Origin of the sequence: Paenibacillus sp. cl130 (genome assembly GCF_900116035.1) — a bacterium.
Classification (GTDB): domain Bacteria; phylum Bacillota; class Bacilli; order Paenibacillales; family Paenibacillaceae; genus Paenibacillus; species Paenibacillus polymyxa_B.
Genome location: NZ_FOYG01000003.1, coordinates 343,660 through 368,614, shown reverse-complemented (window position 1 = coordinate 368,614; position 24,955 = coordinate 343,660). Strand labels below are relative to the sequence as shown.

At 42.3% G+C, this 24,955-nt stretch carries 16 protein-coding genes and 1 pseudogene; 3 read left to right on the top strand and 14 right to left on the bottom strand.

Annotated elements, in window-relative coordinates; genetic code table 11:
* Positions 1-21: 21 nt before the first annotated feature.
* From BM358_RS10850 to BM358_RS10825, 6 genes are all read right to left on the bottom strand, one after another.
* On the bottom strand, positions 22-1,929 hold the full coding sequence (locus tag BM358_RS10850) for a beta-glucoside-specific PTS transporter subunit IIABC (protein ID WP_028541252.1): 1,908 nt from the start codon (positions 1,927-1,929) through the stop codon (positions 22-24).
* Positions 1,930-2,150: 221 nt separating this feature from the next.
* Entirely contained in the window at positions 2,151-2,984 is an 834-nt protein-coding gene (licT, locus tag BM358_RS10845; RefSeq protein WP_023988677.1) for a BglG family transcription antiterminator LicT, read from the bottom strand.
* Between the two features lie 1,737 nt (positions 2,985-4,721).
* Positions 4,722-6,290 (bottom strand): glycoside hydrolase family 32 protein, encoded by a 1,569-nt coding sequence (locus BM358_RS10840; RefSeq protein ID WP_256253357.1) that lies wholly within the window; start codon positions 6,288-6,290, stop codon positions 4,722-4,724.
* 73 nt (positions 6,291-6,363) lie between these two features.
* Positions 6,364-7,983 carry an ABC transporter substrate-binding protein gene (locus BM358_RS10835; RefSeq protein ID WP_023988674.1) on the bottom strand — a complete coding sequence of 540 codons (1,620 nt, stop codon included), beginning with the start codon at positions 7,981-7,983 and terminating at the stop codon, positions 6,364-6,366.
* 18 nt (positions 7,984-8,001) lie between these two features.
* Positions 8,002-8,883: a carbohydrate ABC transporter permease gene (locus BM358_RS10830; RefSeq protein WP_028541253.1), complete on the bottom strand. Its 882-nt coding sequence runs from the start codon at positions 8,881-8,883 to the stop codon at positions 8,002-8,004.
* Positions 8,884-8,897: 14 nt separating this feature from the next.
* Entirely contained in the window at positions 8,898-9,782 is an 885-nt protein-coding gene (locus tag BM358_RS10825; protein ID WP_226887819.1) for an ABC transporter permease, read from the bottom strand.
* 506 nt (positions 9,783-10,288) lie between these two features.
* Between BM358_RS10825 and BM358_RS10820 the strand changes: the two genes are divergently transcribed.
* Positions 10,289-11,323, top strand: coding sequence for a LacI family DNA-binding transcriptional regulator (locus BM358_RS10820; RefSeq protein WP_028541254.1), 1,035 nt, complete (start codon positions 10,289-10,291; stop codon positions 11,321-11,323).
* Positions 11,324-11,345: 22 nt separating this feature from the next.
* On the top strand, positions 11,346-12,320 hold the full coding sequence (locus BM358_RS10815) for a carbohydrate kinase family protein (protein ID WP_028541255.1): 975 nt from the start codon (positions 11,346-11,348) through the stop codon (positions 12,318-12,320).
* A 572-nt stretch (positions 12,321-12,892) separates the two neighbouring features.
* Here BM358_RS10815 and BM358_RS27155 read toward each other — a convergent pair.
* From BM358_RS27155 to BM358_RS10780, 8 genes and pseudogenes are all read right to left on the bottom strand, one after another.
* Positions 12,893-15,220, bottom strand: a complete 2,328-nt coding sequence (locus BM358_RS27155) for a glycoside hydrolase family 32 protein (protein WP_370671145.1) — start codon at positions 15,218-15,220, stop codon at positions 12,893-12,895.
* A gap of 645 nt (positions 15,221-15,865) precedes the next feature.
* Positions 15,866-16,468, bottom strand: a pseudogene (locus BM358_RS27150) (glycoside hydrolase family 32 protein); the annotation flags it as partial.
* Positions 16,469-16,670: 202 nt separating this feature from the next.
* Positions 16,671-17,495 carry a PTS mannose transporter subunit IID gene (manZ, locus tag BM358_RS10805; protein WP_013309479.1) on the bottom strand — a complete coding sequence of 275 codons (825 nt, stop codon included), beginning with the start codon at positions 17,493-17,495 and terminating at the stop codon, positions 16,671-16,673.
* Between the two features lie 28 nt (positions 17,496-17,523).
* Complete coding sequence (locus BM358_RS10800; protein ID WP_023988666.1) at positions 17,524-18,294, bottom strand: PTS mannose/fructose/sorbose transporter subunit IIC; 771 nt, start codon at positions 18,292-18,294, stop codon at positions 17,524-17,526.
* A gap of 39 nt (positions 18,295-18,333) precedes the next feature.
* Entirely contained in the window at positions 18,334-18,816 is a 483-nt protein-coding gene (locus tag BM358_RS10795) for a mannose/fructose/sorbose PTS transporter subunit IIB (protein ID WP_023988665.1), read from the bottom strand.
* 1 nt (position 18,817) lies between these two features.
* The gene (locus BM358_RS10790) at positions 18,818-19,237 is read right to left on the bottom strand and encodes a PTS sugar transporter subunit IIA (RefSeq protein ID WP_013309476.1); all 420 of its coding nucleotides are present in this window, start codon (positions 19,235-19,237) and stop codon (positions 18,818-18,820) included.
* 201 nt (positions 19,238-19,438) lie between these two features.
* A complete protein-coding gene (locus tag BM358_RS10785; RefSeq protein WP_028541257.1) occupies positions 19,439-22,219 on the bottom strand; it encodes a sigma-54-dependent transcriptional regulator in 2,781 nt (926 codons plus the stop codon).
* Between the two features lie 49 nt (positions 22,220-22,268).
* Complete coding sequence (locus tag BM358_RS10780; RefSeq protein ID WP_028541258.1) at positions 22,269-23,090, bottom strand: Cof-type HAD-IIB family hydrolase; 822 nt, start codon at positions 23,088-23,090, stop codon at positions 22,269-22,271.
* 273 nt (positions 23,091-23,363) lie between these two features.
* Here BM358_RS10780 and rpoN point away from each other — a divergent pair, with 273 nt between their 5' ends.
* On the top strand, positions 23,364-24,746 hold the full coding sequence (rpoN, locus tag BM358_RS10775) for an RNA polymerase factor sigma-54 (RefSeq protein ID WP_049828390.1): 1,383 nt from the start codon (positions 23,364-23,366) through the stop codon (positions 24,744-24,746).
* Positions 24,747-24,955 lie beyond the last annotated feature (209 nt).

Sequence of the window (24,955 nt, the reverse complement as noted above, 5' to 3'; positions counted from 1 at the left end):
TTTTCACCCTCCAAATTTTCTTTATCCGATTACCTTCATTAAAGGATCTTTTTCATCAATACTTCCGATTGATTCTGCATTAACATCGACATAGTCATTATAATTAGCTACAATAATAGGAGTTACCGTGTCATAGCCAGCTTTTTTAATCTGTTCTATGTCGAACTCAACCAACAGATCGCCAGCCTCAACATGTTGACCTACTTCAACGTGAGTCTCAAAATGTTGACCATTCAGTTTAACGGTATCTATGCCAATATGAATCAATATTTCTGCTCCACTGTCAGCCACAACAACAATGGCGTGTTTCTTCTTGAAAACAGTCGCGACCGTACCTTTCACAGGTGACACCGCTCTTCCTGTAGTGGGTCTAATTGCAATTCCTTTGCCCATCATACCAGCTGCAAAGGCAGGATCACTGACTTGCGAGAGTTCTACCACTTCTCCATTAATAGGACTAAGAATAGGTTGAACACGATCTGGATTATTAAATTGTACCGTTACGGGTGCTCTAGGATCACTCTCTATCGTCCCTGTAATTGTATTATTCGAAGAGACGGCTACAGCTTCTTTTCTCTCTGGAATATCTTCGAATCCAATAATGAGTGTCAGAACAAAACCAACAACAAAACTAACTGCACAGCCGATCAAGAAATACAGGAATGTGGAACCGAAGAAAAATGGTAACCCTGCAATCGGCCCGGTACCAATTCCCGTGGCACCAACTTTAAACCATCCCATTACTGCACTGCCCAGGCCTCCAGCAATGGCAGCTGCGATCAACGGTTTTTTTAACTTAACGGTTACACCGTAAAGAGCAGGTTCGGTAATCCCGATAATGGCATTCAGTGCTGCTGTTCCAGCTACAGCCTTGAATTCTTTGTTTTTGGTTTTCAAATATACCGCAAGAGTCGCCCCTGCCTGACCCGAATTGGCTGCAACTGCAATCCCCATTATATAGTCAACACCATACTTAGAAAGGGATTGGAACATGACTGGCAAGAACCCGTAATGCATACCTGTGATGACAATCAGCGGATAAAATCCTCCGAGAAGAAGCCCCGCTAGCCATCCATAGTTCATGTATAGTGAAATAAATCCGACGGCGATTCCATTTCCTATGAGTGTACCAGCAGGTCCAAGCGCAATAAGAATGATAGAAGAAACAATCAACAATGTAAGCAGTGGCAAAAAGATAGACTGAAGAACCTTAGGAATGATACGTTTTAAAACCTTTTCCACATAAGACATAAACCACACGCCCAGAATAATGGGTAATACAGACGATGCGTATATGACTGAAGTAATCGGGATGCCAAGTAGGGTGACAGGTGATTCACCGTTCAAAAGAGCACCTAAGTTAGGATGAATCAAAACACCCGCAATCGCCCCAGCGACATATTGGTTAGCATTAAACTTTTTCGCCGTACTAAAAGCAAGAAGGATAGGCAAGAAATAAAAAGCCGCATCAGCGAATACAGATAGCAACTTATATGTGCTACTTTCCAAAGATACGAGTTCAAAAGACGAGAGTAATGTGATAATCCCTTTAAGTAATCCCGCCCCGATGATTGCTGGAATGATTGGAGCAAAAATACTTGAGATGACATTAAAGAAGGAATTGAGAATCCCTTTGAAGCCTTTCGAACCTGATGCAGAACTACTATCATCCGCAACTTGACGGTTACCCAGTAATTTTATAAATTCGCTGTGAACATCGGATACCTTATCCCCAACAATAATTTGAAATTGCCCCCCATTGGCTGTCGCTCCCATAACACCCTGTATAGCCTGAATACCAGCTTTGTCTGCTTTCTCATTGTCTTTAAGGGTAAGACGCAATCGAGTTACACAGTGAGTTACATCTTTTACGTTTTCTTCTCCACCTAATAAAGGCAGTATTTCTCGTGCAATTTTCTGATTGCTCATGCTGATCCCCCCGGGATTTTAATGAAAAACGGAAACAAAAAAAGACCCAAATTCAACCAACTTACGCCCCGCGGTAGTCGTAAGTTCGTTAGAATTTAGGTCTTGCCTGCTCGAAGCAGTTACAATCCTACTTATCCTAAAGAATTATTCGGTTTGTGAATATGAACATAATTTAGCACGTACTTTGGAATCTGTCAACGCTTACATCAGGTGTAAAGATCTCAACTCCTGTTGACCACTCTTTCAATATGGATCGTCAAATAGAGTAATTCGTCCTTGTTTAAGAGATAATCATAGCTTAGCTTGATGTATTCTTTGATTTTCCAGGCACATTCATAAGATGGCTTATACTTTTCTTTCACGATATTTAGCAATTCCTCATCTTTACTTTCCGTCATAATTTTATTAAACATCCGCTGGGAAAAAAATTTGAGATGAGTTACGAATCTGAAATAGTTAAGCGATTCTTCATCCAAATCAATTCTGAATGTATATTGAACAATGTTTAGGATTTCTTTAATTAATCTTGTGATATTTGCCGCTTCAGGTACATTTTCGTTCATTTGAGCATTAACGATATGGAGGGCAATAAAGCCAGCCTCATCTTCAGGGAGTTCCACACCAAGACGCTCTTTAATTATGGACAGAGCTTCCATGCCGATTCCAAATTCCAATCTATAGAATCGTTTTATTTCCCAAAGGAGTGCATTATGAATATCTATCCCTTGTTGATGACGTTCGATTGTAAAATTAATATGATCGGGAAGCGAAATATATATGCTTTCATTCAGTTTTCGATTCGTTTTCTGCATAGCATAGTTAATAATATCTTCTGTAAGCGACATAACCTCCAACGATATTTTGTTTAATAACGTCTTTAGTCTATCGGTAAGTTCCTTATTCTCAAGGCTAAATACTTTTTCAATTTTGGACTTATCAACGGTGTCGCCTTTTTTCTTTTGAAAAGCAATCCCTAAACCCATAATCACCAATTCCTTGTTGTCTTCATTCATCGCCGTGATCACATTATTGTTGATCACTCTTGAAATCAACATGAATATCCCCCCAATGTTCAAAAAGCATCAAAAAAAGACAAGTCTCCATTGATCACTACGCTTGTCTGAATTGTATGTGATTCTAACATTTTGCTCAAATGAACGTCAATTATCAAATTCAATGTAAGGCTGTGTAGCCATCAACATTTTTGTTGTGCTGCACTTACTACGGACATGATTTTTTTAGCTAAAATAAGACTTCTCAGACAAGTAAGAGACAATTAATAGGCGTCCTACAAACCATATGTTGCAACTTTCCATGCCACCTGGCGAGGATTACGTCAACGCCAGATTTTTCCACTAACCTTTACCACTCTTAATATCATCCTCTGAAAGTCATAGTTAGTTCGAGCGAGGCATCACGAGTATGGCCAGGGATGCTTTCCCACAGCCCTTACTTGGCGGTGCTTCCACTCAGAGAAATTTTATATATAGCGAATCAGTGTGATTAATCTACAACACCTCCAAGATTATTCCCGATCTCTCTCATAAATAGGGTATTATCTTGAAGGTGTTTAAATTTTTCCAACACTATGCAATTGTCTGTTACTTTCTGTTAGTTTCCCCAAGTTTAACTCTTCTTTATAGATAGACTATAAAAAACATAGCTATAAGCCCTTTTTTATTTCAAGCTTAGTCCGATTTATAGTAAAAGCCAATTGCAAAATAAAAAATACGTTCCTAAATACCCTATATAATGTGTTTATATATATTTTGTATACTGTATATAGTATATAGTATATAAATTTAAAATAAGTCTAATTCTGTCTGGATGTTTCTTGACCATTATTTAATTGCGTACAGCATCTCTTCCAAAGCTGTTATCCCCCTTGAAAAGTCACTTTTAAATTAGAAAACCTATTAATTTATCTCCTTCAAATCACCAATACTGCTCTTAGAAAATCTAAACATAAAAACATGCTCTACTAACACTACTTAGAAATTAATATCTCTTATTTAGGTGATACTACCTAATAGAGGTAATAGATATGGAATAACACATATTGGAGCACAATTTGCCTGAGCTAGGTCATACGGAAGGGTTAATTATCTGTATTAACTGCTAAGCCATTTCCTAAGCAGCCTTATGGATGAGATGCATTTTCAACTTGCAGTAATGGGGATTTTAAACGTGGCGAATTATTCTAACTTGGGAGACTGTATTGCCACCCCATATCCTATAAACATATAACCTTATAAAATCATGTTTTATTAATTTCCATGTTTGATCTTCATTTGATACACTCGAAATCACTTCTAAATATCGTTCTTTTTCTTTCCCGTTCTATCAGCTAGAGTATATTCAAGAAATGAAAACTTGATTTCTAACATATCGTATCTCTTATTAAGTTCAAAGAACTCAAGACCATCAATTATAATCTTCTCTCTCTTATGGAAATTATAATTGAGGATAATTGACCAGGGCATGCACGGACAGATTCTTACGCCTTTCACCACTGCAGAGCAATCGCCCTTATTCACTTTTAATGAGATTGCTCCGTGGTCGTCTTTCGAGTTCTGCTAACTTTCCAAGGATATGAAAACACCCGATACGGTTGTGAGCCGACCGGGTGTTACGTGTCCAGGCAGAAAAATGTTACTTTAATTGGTTTTGAGGACCAAGTTTCAGATACGGATGCACGCAACCGGGCTGTAACCACTTCGTCGAATCAAGCCAATGCTTAACGAGTTCCGTCGTGAGATAATTAAAATTTGAATGATATCAATAGTTAACGTCTAAACATTCTCATTTCCCCAAATGCTTACTAGATCATTGATTTGAAGCGATACGACCCTTAGTTCTCCGCCAATGGCATAGAGTTCCAGCCCCCTGCTTTCCAGGTCCGGGAAAATCATGTCTGAAATGATTGTTTCTCCATGATTTCCGAAGACCTCGACACTTGACCAATCCACGTAAATACTCAGTTGTACCCGTCCATGCTCTGGCTTCATAGGGGCCTTGTGTATTGCTGTGAAATCGGAATGAAAATCAATGGCGCTCGACTTCGTCCGATCGACAAACAACTCCCCATTCGAGATATTATATCCAATGATCGTCTCCTGATTAGAAGACTTCCGCACTTTGAACCCGAATTCCACGGCAGTGCTGATTTCAAATTCTGCAATAATTTCTGCCTTTGCAGCAGAGAAATCAGACAACACGTTCATACCTGGCTTAATCGTCAAGTCTTGCAGAGACAAAATTGGTTTTCTTAGCTGACTTAATTCACTTATGGGTGCTTGGATTAAGTGAAGCCCCTCCGGATAAGTCCTAAGCTGTAGCTCACGAGGAATTGACATCTTGCCACGCCATTTCTCTGAAGGTAGCGTGGTACCATAACGCCAATTGTTCATCCAGCCGACCCAAATCTTTCGACCGTCCTCGTTTGGAATCCCATTCCAGGTCACGGCCGCGTAAAAGTCTGATCCGTAGTCTACCCATTTAATAGTATCGAAAGATTCCAACGTTCCATCCAGAGCAAATGCCTTACCGTCAAAGTTGCCTATGAAATACATCATGCCAGAACCACCTGCCGGTGGTTCCGGATCATCTGGATTCACACCATTTCTATCCCCGACACTTAGCATCAGAATCCACTTTGTGGTATTAGGATCCTCATCCACTTGGATTTGAAATATATCAGGACATTCAAATATCCCTCGGTGGATATGCGGAATGTCAGAACCGAATTCGCTTGCAAAAGACCATTCTTTCAGGTTTGGAGATGTGTAAAATTCTACACGTTCTCTTACGGCAAGGACCATTATCCACATCGACGATTCATCATGCCAAAACACCTTCGGATCACGAAAGTCTAGCGTTTCCATTGGGAATAAAACCGGGTTACCTTCATATTTTGTCCAGGTTCGACCTTTATCCCTGCTGTAAGCAATGCTTTGCACCTGCGGCTTGCCGGGCTGAGCCCTGTTGCCCTCATTCGTATAAATTGCAACCAATCCTGATCCTTCTTCGTTGAAAAATCCGCTTGTATTGTTCTTATCCACCACCGCACTTCCCGAGAAGATCGCTCCGTCCTCTCCAGGCGGAATTGCCGGTGAGAGTTCGTCCCAATGTATTAGATCCTTACTTACCGCATGCCCCCAATGCATGCGGCCAAAGTCAGGCTGCGTATCATGGGGCGTATGCTGGTAGAACAGGTGGTACTCTCCTTCATAGTAAACCAAGCCGTTGGGATCGTTCATCCAATTTTTCTCAGGTGAATAGTGGAATTGAGGCCTGTATGTCTCCCTATAATAACTGTTTCGTGATCCTTTTCTGCTGCTACTGTCGTCCGTTAGGAACATGTCTTTAATGGTATCCACTCTCCTATTGATTGTTGATAAGGTGTTTAACAGCCCCAACCACCTTTTATATATTTCAGCCTTGATCTTTAAGATATCGGTCGTAGCCTTTCTGCTTGATTTCCAGCCATTTGTCTAGTCCCAGTCTGGACAGCTCGGCCTTATATTCCGCCCATTCTTCTTCCACTTTTCCTGTTTTGATCCATTCTGCCCGTTTGCGGTTAACGTAAGCAAACAAATCGGTTTCCAGTGTGGAGATCTGCTTCTGATCCTCCAGCGAGAAGAAGACTTTCGGGAAATTATGGTCAGCCTTCATATAAGGAACGAGTCTTTTCTTTATGAGCTCGAGCCTCCCCACTGCATCGTCGGGCTTGGTCGTTACTTTTCCGTAATATTCGTCAAGAATTGCTAATGGACCACCGATATTCGTTTTTTGACGCAGCTCGACTGGCGCAGTTCCCTTAAGCGGAAGATGCTTCAGCATATGACTCGCTTCATCGTATTCAAAAATGTTCTGCTGAGTTTTGTCGCCGTAGGTGCCCCAGTTGTCCTGTACGGACTGGATGGGTTCATACAGTTGGTCAATCCATTTTGCTGTAAGCTCAAGATTTTTGTTGTCACTGGTAATCACCATTCTCCCCCGGTCAAAGCCGAGATTGTTCGTGCGGGTCACATTGACTTCACCGCTTGGCCCCGCGAGCGGATTCATCAATTCATATTTATCGTTGTCTCCTGAAATGTTCGCCTTATCCCATTGAAAATAGAGACCATATTTTTCATTCTGTCCTTTGGCCAGATACGTATTGTAATCCTGCTCGAATGACTCTTCGTCAATCAGGTTCAGCTTATAAAGCTCATTAAGGTATTTGATCCCCTCTTTATAACCGTCCTGATCGGCAGTGAAGACCACTTTCCCCTCATTGGTCACTACAGTATGATCGCCGTTGTCCCCAAGACCAAATGATCCAAACAGAAAATTCAGGTCCTCATTGCCGTTATTGAGTATAAAGGACAGCGGGATTTCATCCGCCTGGCCATTTCCGTTAGGGTCGTCATTTTTAAATGCGAGCAGAACTTTTTTTAAATCCTCGGTGGTTTTTGGCATTTTAAGTCCCAGCTTTTTCAGCCACTCCACATTGATCCATGGCATGTCGTTTACAGAATGAATGCTCTCCTTCCCGGCCCCCAGCTCTTCAATCCAAGGAAAAGCATAAATATGCCCGTCCTGTGCAGTTATCATGGATTTGTACTCAGGTGCTTCCTTCAATACCTTCTGTAGATTCGGCATGTATTTATTAATCAAATCCTCCAGAGGGATAATGGTTCCATCCTGTCCGAGGTTCAACAAATCATAGTCGGAATAGCCGGCATCCAGTATGGCATCTGGAAGATCTCCACTGGCAACAGCTAGGTTTCTTTTTTCAATGAAGGAATCGGAGGTGAAGTTGGTAAAATCGATATGCACCCCTGTTTTTTCTTCCAGTCTTTTATAAATCAACTTTTCATTTGGATCGGAAGGTGCCAGCGGCGAGCTTTGAGTCATAAAATGCAAAGTAACTTTCTCTTTAAGCGGCAGAGTAACATTTTCCAGCTTGTAATCTTCGGATGCCGCGGAATTATTGCCTGAACCGCCACATCCGGCAAGCAGTGAAGTAGAAAGTACCAACACAGACAAAGTTAGTAATGTTTTTTTCATCTCTATACCCCCGGTTTTTTATTTGATCGAACCTACCATGACACCCTTTTCGAAATACTTCTGGAAGAATGGATACATGACAATCAAAGGCAAACTTGATATGACAATGGCAGAGTACTTAATCATTTCAGACAATTTCTTAAGCTCCGCTTGTGCCATCGCATCGGCAATCATGCCGGGCTGAACCTGATTCTGTATCAAAATGGAGCGGAGTACCAGTTGAAGCGGAAACAGCTTCGGATCATCCAAATAAATCATGGCGTCGAAATAAGAATTCCACTGTCCGACAAAAGCGTATAAAGCTAGAACAAAAATAATAGGCTTGGAAAGCGGCAGGACGATTTTGAAGAAAATACTGAGCTCGGAAGCTCCGTCTATACTCGCCGCCTGGAACAGCTCTTTCGGAAGTCCCTGGAAATAAGTCTTTGCCAGAATAATATTGAATACGCTGATCGAGCCGGGTAGAATAATGGCCCAGACCGTATTCAACATGCCTAAATCCTTAATCACCAGATAGGTAGGAATCAGACCGCCACCGAAAAACATCGTTATCAGGAAAAAGATCATAATGGACCGTTTCCCTACCAACTCTTCAATCGCAAGCGGATAAGCCGCGAAGACGGAAAATAATACGGTTGCGAACGCAAAGGCTGCTGAATAAAAAATAGCATTAAAAAAACCGCGGATCATGGCACTGTTGCTTAGGATTTTGGCATATCCCGTGAGTGTCCAGTCTGATGATGTAATGGCAAACCCTTTGGTAATCAGGGTATTTGGAGTTAAAAAGGACGAAAGCACCACATAGACCAGCGGTAACAGAATAGCGAGAACAAAAAAACCAAGTAGAATATAATTGATAATGAGCAGAATCCGGTCCTTCCCGGTGTAATGAATATCCATAAATACCTCCTTCTTTAATACAGCCCTTCTCCTTCGTTCAGCTTCTTGACGACGGTATTTACGAAAATCAACAGGACTACATTAATTACGGAATTGAACAATCCGATTGCCGTAGAATAAGCATAATCGCCGGATTGCAACCCCACCTTGTATACGTAAGTCGCGATGATTTCCGAGGTTGGTGTGTTCAGAGCCGTCTGCATCAGGTAAGCCTTTTCATAGCCGATCGACATAATACCTCCTGCAGCGAGAATGAACAGGACGGCCATGACGGGTTTAAGAGCTGGCAGATCAATGTGGAAGATTCTCTTCATCAATGAAGCCCCATCAATTGTTGCAGCGTCATGCAACTGCGGGTCCACATTGGCTAAGGTGGCCACATAAATGATAGAGGACCAGCCCGCTGTTTGCCATATACCGGACAAAATATATACCGTTCGGAAATAGGCGGGATCAGTCATAAAAGAAATCGGCTTGCCGGTGAAGGTTGTTACCAAAGCGTTCACTATTCCAGCTGGCGATAGAAAAACAAACAGCATACCGGCAACAACAACAACCGAGATGAAGTTAGGTGCGTATACAATAAGCTGAATATTCTTCTTGAGCTTCGCTCCTCTGATCAGATTTAGCATTAAGGCCAGAATAATCGGTACTGGGAAACCGAGAATAAGACCGTAAGCGCTTAATTTAAGCGTATTCATTAAAATGTCATAAAAATTTGGCGATGAAAGAAACCGCTGAAAATGTTCAAATCCAACCCATTCGCTGCCCATGATTCCTTTTCTTGGGCTGAAATTTTTAAACGCAATGATCGAGCCGTACATGGGAACATACTTGAAAATGACGGTAAGAATTATGGACGGAAGCAGAAACAAATACAATATATAATTTCGAACCATGTAGCTTAACCAATGGTTTCTTTTTTTTGTTTCTGAAGCCTTTAGTCCCCTTTTTTGAACGATCGAATTCCCCAATGTTTTCCCTCCTACTGTTCACGGCTTGTTATACGACACAAAATATAAGCCATGTTATGTCACCTCTCTGACATAATTCACCAAGATGTTTTCAAATACTTGCTTGTAATATCCACACCTCCAACAGAACTAGAATTTTACATATCCCCAAAATGAATGGGTTTACAATTTACATTTGAACATTTTTTACTCTTACAATTTAGCAGATGTATATTTAATTAGTCAATATATTTCGGGTGAATAAATTCATTCAAAAAGCATATTTCAAGATAATTATAATGTTTTTAGCAAAAATACATCAAAAACACACGATATAAATAAACAAATGTAAATTTTTATTGTTCATTTGAATAAATTCATTGTTAAAAACATGAAAATACTATATATTTAGAAATATGGAGAATCTTAATTCGGAGAATAAGGTGAACAAAATGACGAGAAAGTCAAAGGTTACGATACAAGATATCGCTGATGCCTTGGGGATTTCTAGAAACACTGCATCCAAGGCGCTTAATGGAGTAGAGAATATTCCTGCCGTAACGAGGGACAAGGTGATCAAAAAGGCAGTGGAGCTTAAATATAAACAATTTTCTTATATGGAAACAGCCTCTGAAAAACAGGGCAATATCGCACTTTTGACCTGTAATCTTCCCAATAGTTCACACTTTGGATCGCTACTGATCAGCGGGCTGGAGAAGGAAATCAGCAACCAGGGCTATACATTATCCATTTATTTTGTCCGTGAGAACGATATCAATTCGATGACCCTGCCCGGCAATTTCGAATCTTCGAATGTGGCTGGCATCTTCTGCATCGAAATGTTCAGCAAGGAATACAGCAAGATGATCACAGATCTTTGCATCCCAACCATTTTTATTGATTGCGCTGCGGATATGATGTATCCAGAATTGAAGGCGGATCTGGTATTAATGGAAAATGAACACAGCACATACTGTGTTACCCGGAAATTAATTAATCATGGCTATGAAAGCTTCGGTTTTGTAGGCGATTACAATCACTGCAAAAGCTTCAATGAACGCTGGACCGGATTTAATAAGGCCTTAGCTGAAGCAGGAATCGCCGTAGATCCTGCTCATAGCATTGTAGCGCCTGACCGCAACTTCTTTATAGAGGAGAACTGGATGGAACAGCAGTTGGATGCCCTGAGGGAGTGTCCCTCCGTCTTTATTTGTGCCAATGATTTCATTGCCATCAGCGTGATCAAATCTTTGAAAAACAAAGGGATTAAAGTTCCGGAAGATGTTGCTGTCTGCGGGTTCGATGATGCTTCGGAATCCCGGGTTGTCGAGCCTCATCTTACAACCGTGCATATTTATAGTAGTCAGATGGGTATTATTTCAGCCGAAATGTTATTGTCCAGAATCAAAGACAATACCATGCCATACCGAGTGACTCATGTTGCAACGGATATCGTATACCGGGACTCGACGCCTGTTCTAAACTAAATCTACCAAGAGGTGAATTAATGTGAAAAATGACGGAACGGTTCTTTGTGTCGGCGAGCTGCTTATTGATTTTTTCTGCACGGATATTGATGTCAATCTTGCCAAGGGTCAGCATTTCTCCAAGCAGGCCGGCGGTGCTCCGGCAAATGTAAGCGCAGCCGTAGCCAAACTCGGAGGAAAAGCGTCATTCTTGGGAAAAGTCGGAGCCGATCCCTTTGGCATGTACCTGAAGCAAACTCTGGATGAGCAGCATGTGGATACGTCCATGCTCCTTTTTGATCCGGCAACTCCGACTACACTGGCCTTTGTTTCCCTTGCCGCTAACGGCGAACGGGATTTCGTGTTCAACCGCGGAGCTGACCGTCAACTGTCTCTGCAGGACATTAATAGAGAATGGACCCGGCAGGCTGCCATTCTGCATTTTGGCTCGGCAACGGCCTTGCTCGCCGATCCTTTCCGAGAAGCGTATTTGTCTTTATTGGATGGAGCGAAGGCCAATGGGCAATTCACCTCCTTTGATCCCAATTACCGGGGAGACCTCTGGAAAGACAGGCAGGAGGAATTTATCACACTGTCCAGAAGAGGAATACACAATGCGGATTTGGTAAAGGTAAGCGAAGAGGAATTAAACATCATTACAGGGCTGGCTGACCGCGATGCTTCATTGGATCTTTTGCATGGGTTGGGAGCCAAGACGGTGGCAGTTACCTTGGGGAAAGAAGGAACCCTCATCTCAAGTGGTGCCTCCCGTTCGTTAGTCGGCAGCATTGCTGTCAAATCGATCGACTCTACTGGTGCCGGAGATGCCTTCGTCGGAGCAATGCTGTATCAAATCAGCCAGTTGAGTCAGCCTAAGGCATTTACCTCTAACGCGAAGCAGCAGCAGGAATTTGTGACACTTGCCAATCAAGTTGGCGCCATCGTGTGCACTAAAGTTGGAGCGATTGCAGCCTTGCCGTCGTTGGAAGAAGTTAATCGTTTCGTAGCGCAAGGTTGAATCAAGGAACGTAAGAACTGCAAAGGTGTTCGACGATCTCTAAGGTCGCTGGACACCTTTTTATGTAGAGATCCGTCGTTCATTGGAAAGATGCTGCTGATCAGGGCACCTTCCAATGAATGACGAAAAGCTTGGTCGATGAAAATGAAAACTTTTATATCGCAAATGAAAGAAAAAATTATTCGCGAAGTACCAAAAATTGTGCAACCAAGCCTATACAAATAGAGTGGTTGCATTAAGTCAATTTACACTTAGCCTGATTATTTTCTGATTTTGCTGATGAAAAACGGATATTCAGGGAACACTTCAATCTCCAGTTCCGATACCAACATTACATACTTGGATTTCATCAAAAATATCGAATGTCTTCTTATGTATTCTTCAACCCATATATAGAAGGTATCGTCTTCAATCATAACCGCTTCTGTAATTTCCCTGCTTAAGCTTGGATTTTATAAGGGTAGTTTTGATTGGAAACTTTGTGTCGATGTAAAAAAAGTTTGTGTCGCTGCTGCGCGGCGACACAAACTAAACTCATAGAGATACAAATGTCATTATTTAACCAACTTTAATCATTCATCTTTATGTTTTAGTTTCACTTTAACTTCATTAAAAAAAGCCGTTGTATCCCATACATTGAGACCAAAGTTTCCTTCTTTATAAGTTTGATCTTTTGTGTCGATAACTAATTTATTGTTCAAATAAACCTTAGTGATGTCGCCTTGCGCTTCTACTTTGAGATGATAATCTGTATTTGGCTGTAAATCCAGTTTTCCATCATTGTTATATGTCGCAATTTCATATCCGGTTCCATCAACAAATTTAATTAATTTTACAATATTATTTTTTATATCAACATTTGCTGCATACGAATTCTTTGCAGTTAAGTCAGAACGAAAAACCAATGAACCTGCTCCAATGGAGTTATCTATCAAATCTTTTTCAGAATTACCGGGGTGGGAATCTGTATCTGGCACGTTTATATTGGCTTCATATACAAAATTCCTACCGGTCACTTTTGATACTATGAAAGCATCTCCCTTACTCTGTCCCTGTTTTCCATGAATGGTGTCCGCCCAGTTCCCGTTAACGATGGTCCAACCTGATAAGTTTGATTTAAAAGAAGAGTTCTTTTCTTTCCATACACTCTTTAGAGGATATAGGTCCAAAGATTTCAGCTTCACATTTCCGCCCTTACTATAAATTTTTAATCCTTTGCTTGCAGAATCCGCGAATATCTGATCGGTAATCACGGTCGTACCATCATTACCGAACACCTCTACAGCTGATCTATCAACAATTACCTGCAATTTAACCGTGCCGTTTTTTGCCTGTAATGGTCCCTCATGCTTGCCAACTACACTACTTCCGTAATCGAAATCTCCTGAATGAGTCCGGTCTACAAATAATTGTTCGTTGTAGACATCGTAACCGACAGTAGTATATTGCTCACCTCCTTCACGGATCTTGAAGCCAAATTCTGTTGCCTTAGTATCCGATACATCAAACAAAGCGATCAGTTCAAATGTATCTTCTGATAAATTAGAAAGAAGATGGCTGTTACCCGATATCATTTTATTGGTATACGATATACGATCCCCTCTGTCACGAATGCTTTTTAGCGAAATAGGGGTTTGTTTTAAACGTAGACCCTTTGTGGTTTGAGTGAGCTCCATCTTCCGCGGCAGTGTTGTTGAACTTCTCCACGTTGAGGTGGGTGTATCGTTGGCATACTTCCAATTACTCATCCAGCCGAGCCAATATTTCTCACCCTTCTTCCCTTCTACTCCACTCCAATCCACAGCAGCATAAAAATCAGCGCCATAGTCAGTCCATAACACTTTATCGGAAGTATTTTCATTTTTAAACGTTTTACCGTCAAAGCTGCCTACAAAATACTGCATGCCCGATCCGCCTGCCGGAGCACCATCATTTATACTTACCTGTAGGACCCACTTTCTTTTTGAAGGATCGCCATCAACCGGCAATTCGACTAACGTAGGACATTCCCATACTCCTCCGATGCTGCCGTTTGTGGAAGGAATCCACTGTCCAGAAACAGCGGACCAATCTGTGAGGAGACCGCTTTGTTTCATATCTGTTTTCTCCGGCTCTTTTGCAACCTGGTCAACTTTATCCGATATGGTCCCTTCATTATAAACATTAACATCATCAACATTTATATGACCGTAACCATCTTTGGCATGGTCTACTACCTTGATATATAATACTTCACCAATATATTTGGACGCGTCCCATACGTATTTTGAATATTTTTCTTCATTAAATTTTATATTGGCCTGGCGGATCAATTCTTGATCGTCGGCTGCTCTGACCAATGATACATAGGTATTGTCGCCATCATCGCCTGCTCCTAGTAACAGATTGATTTCTCCGGATCCGCTTAATTTAAAATAGGAGGAATGCAGTTCACCCGTTGCTTCATCTCCCTCGTGAAGCTTGGAATATCCCCACAAGTGATAATTCCCCTCATGTCCGAAGGGTCCACCCCAATAAGTCGCTTCACTGGATACATGATCATTCGAAAAAGTATCACCCTGGGTCACCGTCCATCCGGTTAAATCGCCTGTTTCAAAATCATGATTGATGATTTCTTTCTCATCGGTCATGATATTTCTACCCAGTTGAACATCCTGAAATATCGCAGAAGAGTGCAAAAGATGTAATCCAAAATGGCCGGACAGGAAGGTTGCATCATCGATATCATGAATGAGATTTCCGTCCAGATACATCTTTATATTTGTTCCAAATGTGCTCACTTTTAAATCATGGCTTTGATAAGTATCCAGCGTTACTGTGGTTTCAGCCAGAACCGTTTTATTCCCGTCTTCCATTTTCACAATTTTCACTTTATCGTTTAAAGCATCGATACTCGCCATATATCCATTTTTCGCATCAGCATCCGTCCGGAAAACAAGTGATCCTGTTTCATCTCCTCCCTCTGACAAATCTATAATCGCATTATATATAAAGTTGTCCCCAGTCTTACCACTTATGATAAAAGCATCATCTGCAGATGTACCGCTTTTCCCCTCCATGGTATCTTCCCACCGGCCGGTTACAGCTGTCCAATTAGATAGATTGGTTGCAAAGTTAGAGGTGTTCTTGAAATTCACATTTCGGAAGGAAGCTGTTGAATTCCAGGCGGTCAGACCGTAATAACCATAATCAAATTCAGTATCCGTTTCTTTAATTACAGACTGATTATCTATAAACACCTGAATGTCATGACCATATACGTCTACCTGCACGTTGTAAGTTGATGAGGTTCCCAGGGTTAAAGACTTGCTAGCAATTTCTGTATTCGATCCATCGACATTCTTATTTAAAGTAACGACATCATTTTTGGCATCCAGGCTGACGACATAACCGTTTTTCGCATTCTTGTCAGCACGAAAAACCAGACCTCCTGAGCCTTCCCTGCCATTCTTTTTATTAAGGGTAATATCTCCCTCATAGGTGAATGAACCGCCTTCCTGTGAAGACATAGCGTACGAAGTGGTATCCACACTGTTGGCCTGTATTCCGTTATCTTCACCAAATTCGCTTGCATAGGTCCACTGTTTTAAATTGGGGGAAGTATACAACATTACTTTATTCGCTGCGGCCAAAGACATCACCCATTGTCTGGAGTCTTCATGCCAGAATACTTTAGGGTCTCGCCAATCCGATATCGGGGGATCCGGCATTACCGGATTTCCTTCATACTTGGTCCAGGTTCTGCCTCTATCTAAGCTGTACGCAATGCTTTGAACCTGGCCGTTATCCCCGGAATGAGTGAAGATCGCAACCATCGCTTCTTTTCCGAACCCTGCTGTATTGTTCCAATCGATCACAGCACTTCCCGAGAAAATCTGACCGTTTTCATCTGGATATAACGCAATCGGTAAATGTTTCCAATGAATAAGGTCTTTGCTCACCGCATGCCCCCAATGCATCGGTCCCCATTTCGTCCCATAAGGATGATACTGGTAAAAAAGATGATATTCACCCTTATAATAAACCATTCCATTCGGGTCGTTCATCCAGTTAGCCTCAGGCGAAAAATGAATCTGATTACGGTAAGTTTCATCGTAATAACCAAGATCCGCTGCAAAGGCGGGAGTTAATGGTAAACTAAATACCATAAAGCAAATAAGCAGCATACTTAACTTCCTCTTCACCATCTTTCACATCCTCTTTTAATATTTTGAACACCTAGTGTTATTCTTAACATCACAAATAAAGCGTTTACATTTATCTCTATAACTCAATTTCTTATGTTTACGCTGTTTTGGTCACAAAAATCCGACAAAGTCCGGCCAAGGATGACTCCCTGACCGGCACGTTTTAAGCCAAAACCCCAAATGCGTACCCAATAATGCCTACTGCGAATAAAGCAAAAATCAGAGCGATTGCGTTCACTTTCTTTTTCAGTAGCCTCATGCATAAAAAGGTCAATAATAGTGGTAAAAGTCCGGGCATCAATTGATCCAAAATCATCTGAACGGTCGTAATAACCTCTTTTCCATCCGTTCCCACATATCTTGATACCACCAGCGGCACATTCAGGGTGGTCCATTTGGAAACAAGTGCGCCCATAACGAAAAGCCCCAGTATGGAGGCTGACTCTGTGAGTTTTTGCAACCGGTTTCCAGACATATCGGAGACAATCTCCGTACCTTTGTGATAACCGTATTTCAGACCGTACCATTTCGTTGCCAAGCGTGCGGTGTTAAAGAGAAGGAAGAAAAGAACCGGTCCGACAAGGCTGCCGGATAAGGCGATTGAGGCTCCGAGTGCAGCCAGAACCGGGCGTAAAGTCCCCCAGTAAATGGGGTCACCCACTCCCGCAAGGGGTCCCATTAAACCGACTTTGACTCCACTTATGGTGGCATTGTCAATCGGCTGGCCGCTTGCTTTCTGCTCTTCCATCGCAGCCGTTACACCCATAATAGGCGCCGAGATAAACGGTTGAGTGTTGAAAAATTCCAGATGTCTTTTCAATGCCTCTTTTTGATCTTCTTTCTTGCTGTACAGCCGCTTAATCGCAGGGATCAAGGTGACACAGAAACCGATCGACTGCATTCGCTCAAAATTGAACGAGCCTAACAGGAAGCATGAACGGACAAACATCTTATTTAAATCACTTTTAGTCAGCTTCTTTTCTTTCATAGTGCTCTCCTCTCCCTTCAGGTAGTTACTATAACTCTTCAATTTCTTCCATCTTCTCATTACGCTGGTTGTATTTTGGGCTCAGCTGGATGTAAAGCAGAGCCAGAACCGCGCCAATGACCCCAAAACCAACCAGATTAATGCTGGTAAAAGCTGCAATGACAAAGCCCAGAAAGAAGAATGGCATCAGGTATTTGGCTGCCATCATATTAATGACCATCGCATACCCTACGACTACGATAAAGCCGCCCGCAATTTGTAGTCCTCTTGTGATTACCTCCGGAATTGCGTTAAGCATAGCAGTCACCAGGCCCGTTTCTGCGGCAACTGCCACCAAAACAGCGGGCAAAGCAACGCGCAGACCTTGCAAAAGTAAGGCAATAAAGTGACATAGCTCAATTCCTTTGAAATTTGCAGATTCCGCATACTTATCAGCTAAATGCTGGAAGAAGACAGTAATCGTCCTGACAAAAATGGTAAGCACTTGTCCGGCGGCTGCAATTGGAATCGCAACGGCAATTCCGGCGCCGATCGATTGATGGCCGACGATGACCAAAATGGTTGAAACCACACTGGCTAGAGCAGCGTCTGGTGCCATGGATGCTCCTACATTCATCCATCCCAAAGCCATTAATTCCAGAGTACCGCCAAGTATAATGCCAGTTTTGAGATCGCCAAGGACAAGGCCAATCAACGTACACGCAATCAGAGGACGATGGGTTTGCCCTTCATCTAGAACGCTACCCATGCCACATATGGCCGCTACCAGTGTTACCATCACAATTTGAAAAACAGTCATTTCTATAACTCCTCTCTAGTTGCCGCCTGGTATTTACGATCACAAATCCTGCAGTTTGGTAATCAAGTTGATTTTCGGATCACTGGCTACTTTTCTGATTTCCAGCTCAATGCCTCTTTCATGCAGCTTACGAAATGCATCTACATCCTGTTGGTTTACGGATACCGCCCCGGTAATCTGTGTCTTTCCTTCCTTAAAACACATTCCTCCAACATTCACCGAGCGGATGGGTACTCCCCCTTCTACAACCCGCAGTACATCCGTAGGGTTGGTAAAGAGGAACAATGTTTTAAAATCACTGTATTTGGGGTTATTATAAGCCTCTATCGCTTTGTTAATCGTTACGACATACGCCTTAATTCCAGGCGGCGACACCTGAAGCAATAAGGTTTTGCGTAATGTATCCGCTGCGACTTCATCGCTAACCGCGATGATCTTGTTGCACTTCGCTTCTTTCACCCAAACGGTCGCCACCTGACCGTGAATCAGACGGTCATCAATACGAACTAATGCAATTTCCATTCTATAATTCCTCCTCTAATTGACTGTTTCGAATGGCACGAAAAGACATCATGGAATCGTGCCCCGCATGTATCGCTAGATTTACCAAATTCTCTACTTGTTCAATCCCTCTGTTTGCAAGAAGGTCAACGATCATTGGCAGGTTTACTCCTGTCACAATATCCATTTTTTCATGGTTAACTGCAATTCGGCTGGCAGCATTATAAGGACTGCCGCCGAATAGATCAACAAGGAAGATAACACCGTCCGTCCAATCCAGCGATGCCAACGCAGCCTTATATTTCTCTACAAGTCCGCTGACACTTTCACCTGGTTCAAACGTAACACCTGCCACATTATCCAATTGGCCGAAAACCATTTCTGTTGACCTCAGTATTTCTTCAGAAAATTTCCCGTGTGTCCCAACAATTACACCGATCATCTGTCTCACCCCCTTTGTTTCTCTCCACATATATCTATGATGCAAGTTCTGTGCCAAACTTCTGTATAGATCAGAGGGAATTTTGTAAACAACAAAAAAACCCCCGTTGCGTCGGAGGTTTTTTCCAGTCTGAACAGATCATTATTTATCAATCTCCACTGCTTTCATACACATATGAAAGCGTTTTATACTCTTTGGCCATTACTGTGGAATAAAGTTATATACTTCGCTCAACATTTCGCAAATATAATATTTTTCGTCATCAGAAAGAGTAAGATTCATACCAGAAACAAATATGCTGCATGAACGGTTTACCACCTCGAATATGTGCTGGTCGAGCTGTTTCACTTCCCCCTGATAAACAAGTCCATCGCGAATAACCATACGTTCCAGCGCATAAGCTGTGTGAGTAGAAATTTGGACTTTTGTTGCATAATCAAATTTGACTTCTAATCCAAGTTCCAGCTCTTGCACAAATCTCATCACCATTCCCAGAATTTTGTGGGGATTCAAATACGTCATAAATTCTTTCAGACTTTCCTCGCATAACTCCCTGACGACTACACTTTGATCCACAGCAGGGATCTGTTTGTTATTCAGCAGTAGATCTCTCAATGTTTGCTCACCGCTCGCTTCAATCAGCTTTTCCAAAGGAATAAACGGGATTTCCGGCTCGCTTGGCCGTTTTACTCCAATCACGGCAAGAATTGTTCGCTTAGACCGCATATCCTGGACCACTTTATCCAACTCCCTTACGTTTGCCGGGACAACAAGTATTTCCTCATCCGTCAAATCGCAGACAATTTTCTCTACAAACTCTTTCAATTTGACCGCTGCACCTTTGCCGGAAGAGCAAACCGTCACAATTGCCTTATGCACTACTTTCACTGCGGCGCTGCTATTGTTATATCCCCTGAAATCCTTTAGCGATTGGTATATTTCCTCTATCCCCATGTCAAAAACACTGGCCTTTCGGACAGCCTCCAGCGTGAGCGGAGTTGAAACCATATCAATAGTCTTTACATTGATTCCAACACGTTCCATAATAGTTTCTTCAAGATTGAGCAAAGAGCCCATATCAACCAGCAGCAACACGCCTCTACCACGGTCAATGCTCTTTACTTTATCGATAATAAGCTCCAAAATTTCCCTAGGACTGACATCGAGAGGCATATCAACAGCACAAAGATTAGAACTGCCCAGCAAGCTGTCTACGACGCCGACGATGCTGCTCGCTGTACTGGTACCGTGTGCTGCCACAATAATTCCCACACTACCCTGTCGTTCTTCCTCAACAGATTTCAGAAGAATCGCCATATAAGTTATTTCGGCCTCCGGTACATGTACACCAAACTTAGACTCGATCAAACTTTTGATAGTCTGGGCCAGTCTGTACTCTTCATCATGTTCATTCATCGGTTCATAGATTCGTGCATCACCGTATTTTTTCTCTCTGGTGCGCTTGAAAAAGGCGCTTAAATGAAGACTGAAAGCATACACGAATCTCTCGCTGTAAATTCGGTTTAGTTCCTTTTTGGCCATTTCCTTAATCTGCTCGGAGAATTCAAGGATGTCTTTGTCCACAATTTTCAGAATTCGTTCCCTGCTCCCCTTGGTGTTATAAAAACGGTTATAAAAGCTTTTAATATGGATATTGACATCCGTAGCAATAAATCTGTGGATGTAGGCGTCGTCTAGCCCTTCTTCCTTCAGCATGCCAATCTTGTCTTCAATTAGTTTGTAAAGGTTAAACGGCAGCTCGGAAACAACCTCTTCATCCAAAGCTTTTCTTCCTTCAGGAGTAATGTATAGGCACGAGGAAATACATCCGATTTCCTTCATCTTATATTGCGTTTTATCAATATTAAACAAACCATCTCGGATATTTCCCGGCAGGTTTTTAAAATCAAGTCCTATTTCTTCTTTGTTTTCATGTATGCTGTTTAAAAAACCTTTAGCGCATACCAGCTGGATGTTCGACTTTAACTGGCCGATATTGCCGTAGGTGACGCTGCCGATCAGTGCTCTTACTACCTCTGGTTCAATCCTAATCGGCTTGTTTACCCTATTGGCCTCGTTAGCAAACAAATGCTTCAAAATCAGCATTTGCTCCTCAATAGCACGTTCCTGAAGGGAAGGGATATTGATTGTGATGGGTATGCGCCTAATGAAGGTTTTCAGCATGGATGATCCGGGATCCTCCGTCGTAGCTCCAATCAATAATACACTCGCGTCTCTTTTTCGATCCGTTTCGCCCAATTTGTTATAGGTGTGAGTATCCATGAAATAGAAAATCATTTCCTGGCCTTCCGGGGGTAAACGGTGAATCTCATCCAAAAACAGGATGCCTCCGTCAGCTTTCTCCACTAGCCCTGCCTTTTCATGATCAGCGCCTGTAAACGCCCCTTTAACGTGACCAAAGATGTGGGAAAGTAGCAAGTGGGGGTTATTGAAATAATCAGCGCAGTTAAAAACGATAAATGGCGCATGCTCTGAAAACCGCTTCATATACTTGCCATAATGGTACATCAACCTGGCAAACATAGTTTTTCCAACACCCGTCTGCCCGACTATCAGGGTATGCAGACCTCTAGGAGGATACAGAATCGCTGCCTTCCCCTGCTCAACCTGGTTACGCATGCTGCCCCTGAAACCGATCAAGGCATGGAACGGATCGACCTGTTCGTCAGGCAGCAATACCTCTTTGATGCTTTTGACCTCAATTTGTTTCTCTTTCAGCCGAACCCGAAAGGTGTCCTCGATAATCTGCTTGTGCAGAAATCTGACCGGTCTTCCTTTGATTTTAAGGATTAGATCGTCACGCAGCAGATTATTCAACTCTTTGCTCACATTGTTTCTCAACATCTTTTGATCATCAGCAATTTCCGCAGCCGTAATCCCTTCCCCCGCAAATAAAGCCTCTTTGGAAATTTTCTTGGTGCTTTCGGCAATATACTCTAAAATCTTATCTATTCTTTTCACCTGTATTCCTCCAGCCTGAATCAGTCATTGGAAATTGATTTCAACCTGCTTATTTAGGGAACAGAATATGGTTTTTCAGCGCATGAGCTACTCCATCCTCGTCATTCGAGAGAGTAACGGTGTTGGCAACAGCTTTGACCTCAAGGGGAGCATTTTCCATGGCAATGCCAAGTCCCGCAAAGGCCAGCATGTCGATATCATTGTAGTTGTCACCAATAGCCAGACAATCGCTTTGTTTCAGTTGGTACTCTTTTAGCAGAATTTGAATGGCTGCGGTTTTGGAAGCCTTTTTTGACATGATTTCCAGATAAGTAGGCTTGGATAAGTAGAGATTTACTTCTTCGCCGTATACGGGTCGCAATACTTGAAGGACGCGTCTGATCTCTTCGGGATCACCCATGCACAAAATTTTACTGGTTCCATCAGTCTCTTCCCTCCAACCATTGGTAAGCTTAGAAAAACTATAAATGCGAGGCTCGATATTGGTGATGTCACGTTCTTGAAGCGCCCATGCATCCAATTGCTCAATATACCACTCATCATCCTTATACAGGCTTACGTGAAGATCATAGGCAGCCAGGCTGTCAAGCAAACGCTGTGTCATTTTCTTATCTATATAACGGGTGTTCAGCTTGTTCCCGTGTTTATCTATAACAAGTGCCCCACTGTAGCATATGAGAGGCTCCGAAATACCAAGATGCTTCTGCAATGGAATAATTGCTTTTGGCATTCGCGCAGAGACAAGAACCACTGGAATCTGCTTATCATTTATAACCTGGAGAATGGTTTCTTTGGTTGCTTTCGTGATTTGATGCGCCGAGTTAAGCAGCGTCCCGTCAATATCAATGCAGACAATTTTATAAGTTTCCATAAATGATTCCTCCAGCTCCAGTGTATTTTGTTATTCAATGAATGAGTATACAAGAAAGATAGTGTATATAACCAAAAATACAACACACATAATAACTGTTACTTATTACGACAAGCTTTGGCTTGTTTTGAATCGTTTCTATCAGATAAAATTACTCGGTAACGTTAACATCTAGGCAGGAGAATTGCATAGGCTTAGAGAAGTAGATCTTTCATAAATGACTGACTGTGAATTTGTGCCGGAAATGTATGGAAAAGGAGTTTGAATAAGTCAATGATACGATATGGATTACAACAGGAACAAGGATTCAAGCTGGTTATGACGCCCGAACTGCGACAAGCAATCACGATCTTGCAATATTCTTCGGCTGATTTAATATCCTTTCTGCATGAACAGGCGAACAATAATCCAGTCATTGATTTGCCGGAGTTTAATATGTCCATTGGCGGTATCAAAGAAGAAGCAGAGCAGTTTTCACAGAAAGATCAAGGAGAGCTGATTGAACATTATCGTGGCGGAGAAAAATATCCATCGGTCCAGCGAGCAACCCCCGTTACATTTCTGGACTTTGTCCCCAACCCGAATGATACCCTGTTTGAACACCTGAACAGGCAGCTTGGACTGGTATGTGGGCTTACAAATTCACAGCGTATGGTGGCACGGTACCTCATTGGCAATTTGAACGAAATGGGATATTTAGAACTTGATGTTCCAACAGTCGCCTCACTAGTGGACGTTCCCATAGCCGAAATTGAGGATATGCTCTTGGTGATACAGAGTTTTGATCCACCGGGGATCGCCTCTTACAGCTTGGAAGAGTGTCTTCTTCTCCAGCTCCAGCTTGCTGGCATGGATGATGAATGCATAGTCAGAATGGTAAGCAACCATCTGGCTGATCTGGCAAACAATCGGATACAAAAAATTGCGGATGCTCTTGAAATCGGTAGGCGAGAGGTTATACAGATGGCCGATCGAATTCGCAAGCTAAATCCATGCCCGGGCGCAGCATTTGCTCATAAAGAGCAGCAATACATCATAGCAGATATCACGGTCGAAAAAGCCAACGGCGAATATCTTGTCCTGATTAATGACATTAGTGCGCCGCGGGTTGAGATCAACCCTTTTTACCAGCAAATGATGCGGGATCTACCGAATAGTGAAACCAAACTTTTTATCCATGAGAAGATGAATACGGCAAAATGGCTGATCAATAGCCTGAAGCAACGTCGGCTGACCCTTCTACGGGTTGCCAAGGCCATTGTGGAAAAGCAACAGGATTTTTTTGAGCATGGCGTGTATTTCCTCAAACCAATCACCCAAAAGGAGATTGCCGAAAAGACGGGCTTACACGAATCCACGGTCAGCAGGGCGGTCAGTAATAAATTTATACAGACGCCTCGCGGATTGTTCGAACTCAAATTCTTCTTTACTTCCTCCTTGACGTCAGCGGACGGAGATGCTGCTTCATCGGAGAGTGCAAAAAAGCGTATCAAAAATTTGATAGATGATGAGGACAAGCAAAAACCGTTATCGGATCAGGCTATTACTACCCTGCTGGGAAAGGAAGGTTTGCATTTATCACGCAGAACCGTGGCGAAATATCGGGAAGAACTAAGATATCTTTCTTCTGCCAAAAGAAAAAAGTTTGAAGTTTGAATGGTTAAAGATAGTGGCGATGCAGCAAGACAGGCAACGTCTCTGGAAAGCTTGATCCGACTCGCTAGTTCTTGAATTCACCATTGCACCCCCTTTCTTGAACTAGGATGTTTTCACTTTTGAAACGTTTCCAATTTGCTGTAAGAAAAACGTCAGTTAGTAGATCCACACTATGAATCGAAAGAATGAGGCTAATATTTTTCAATAAA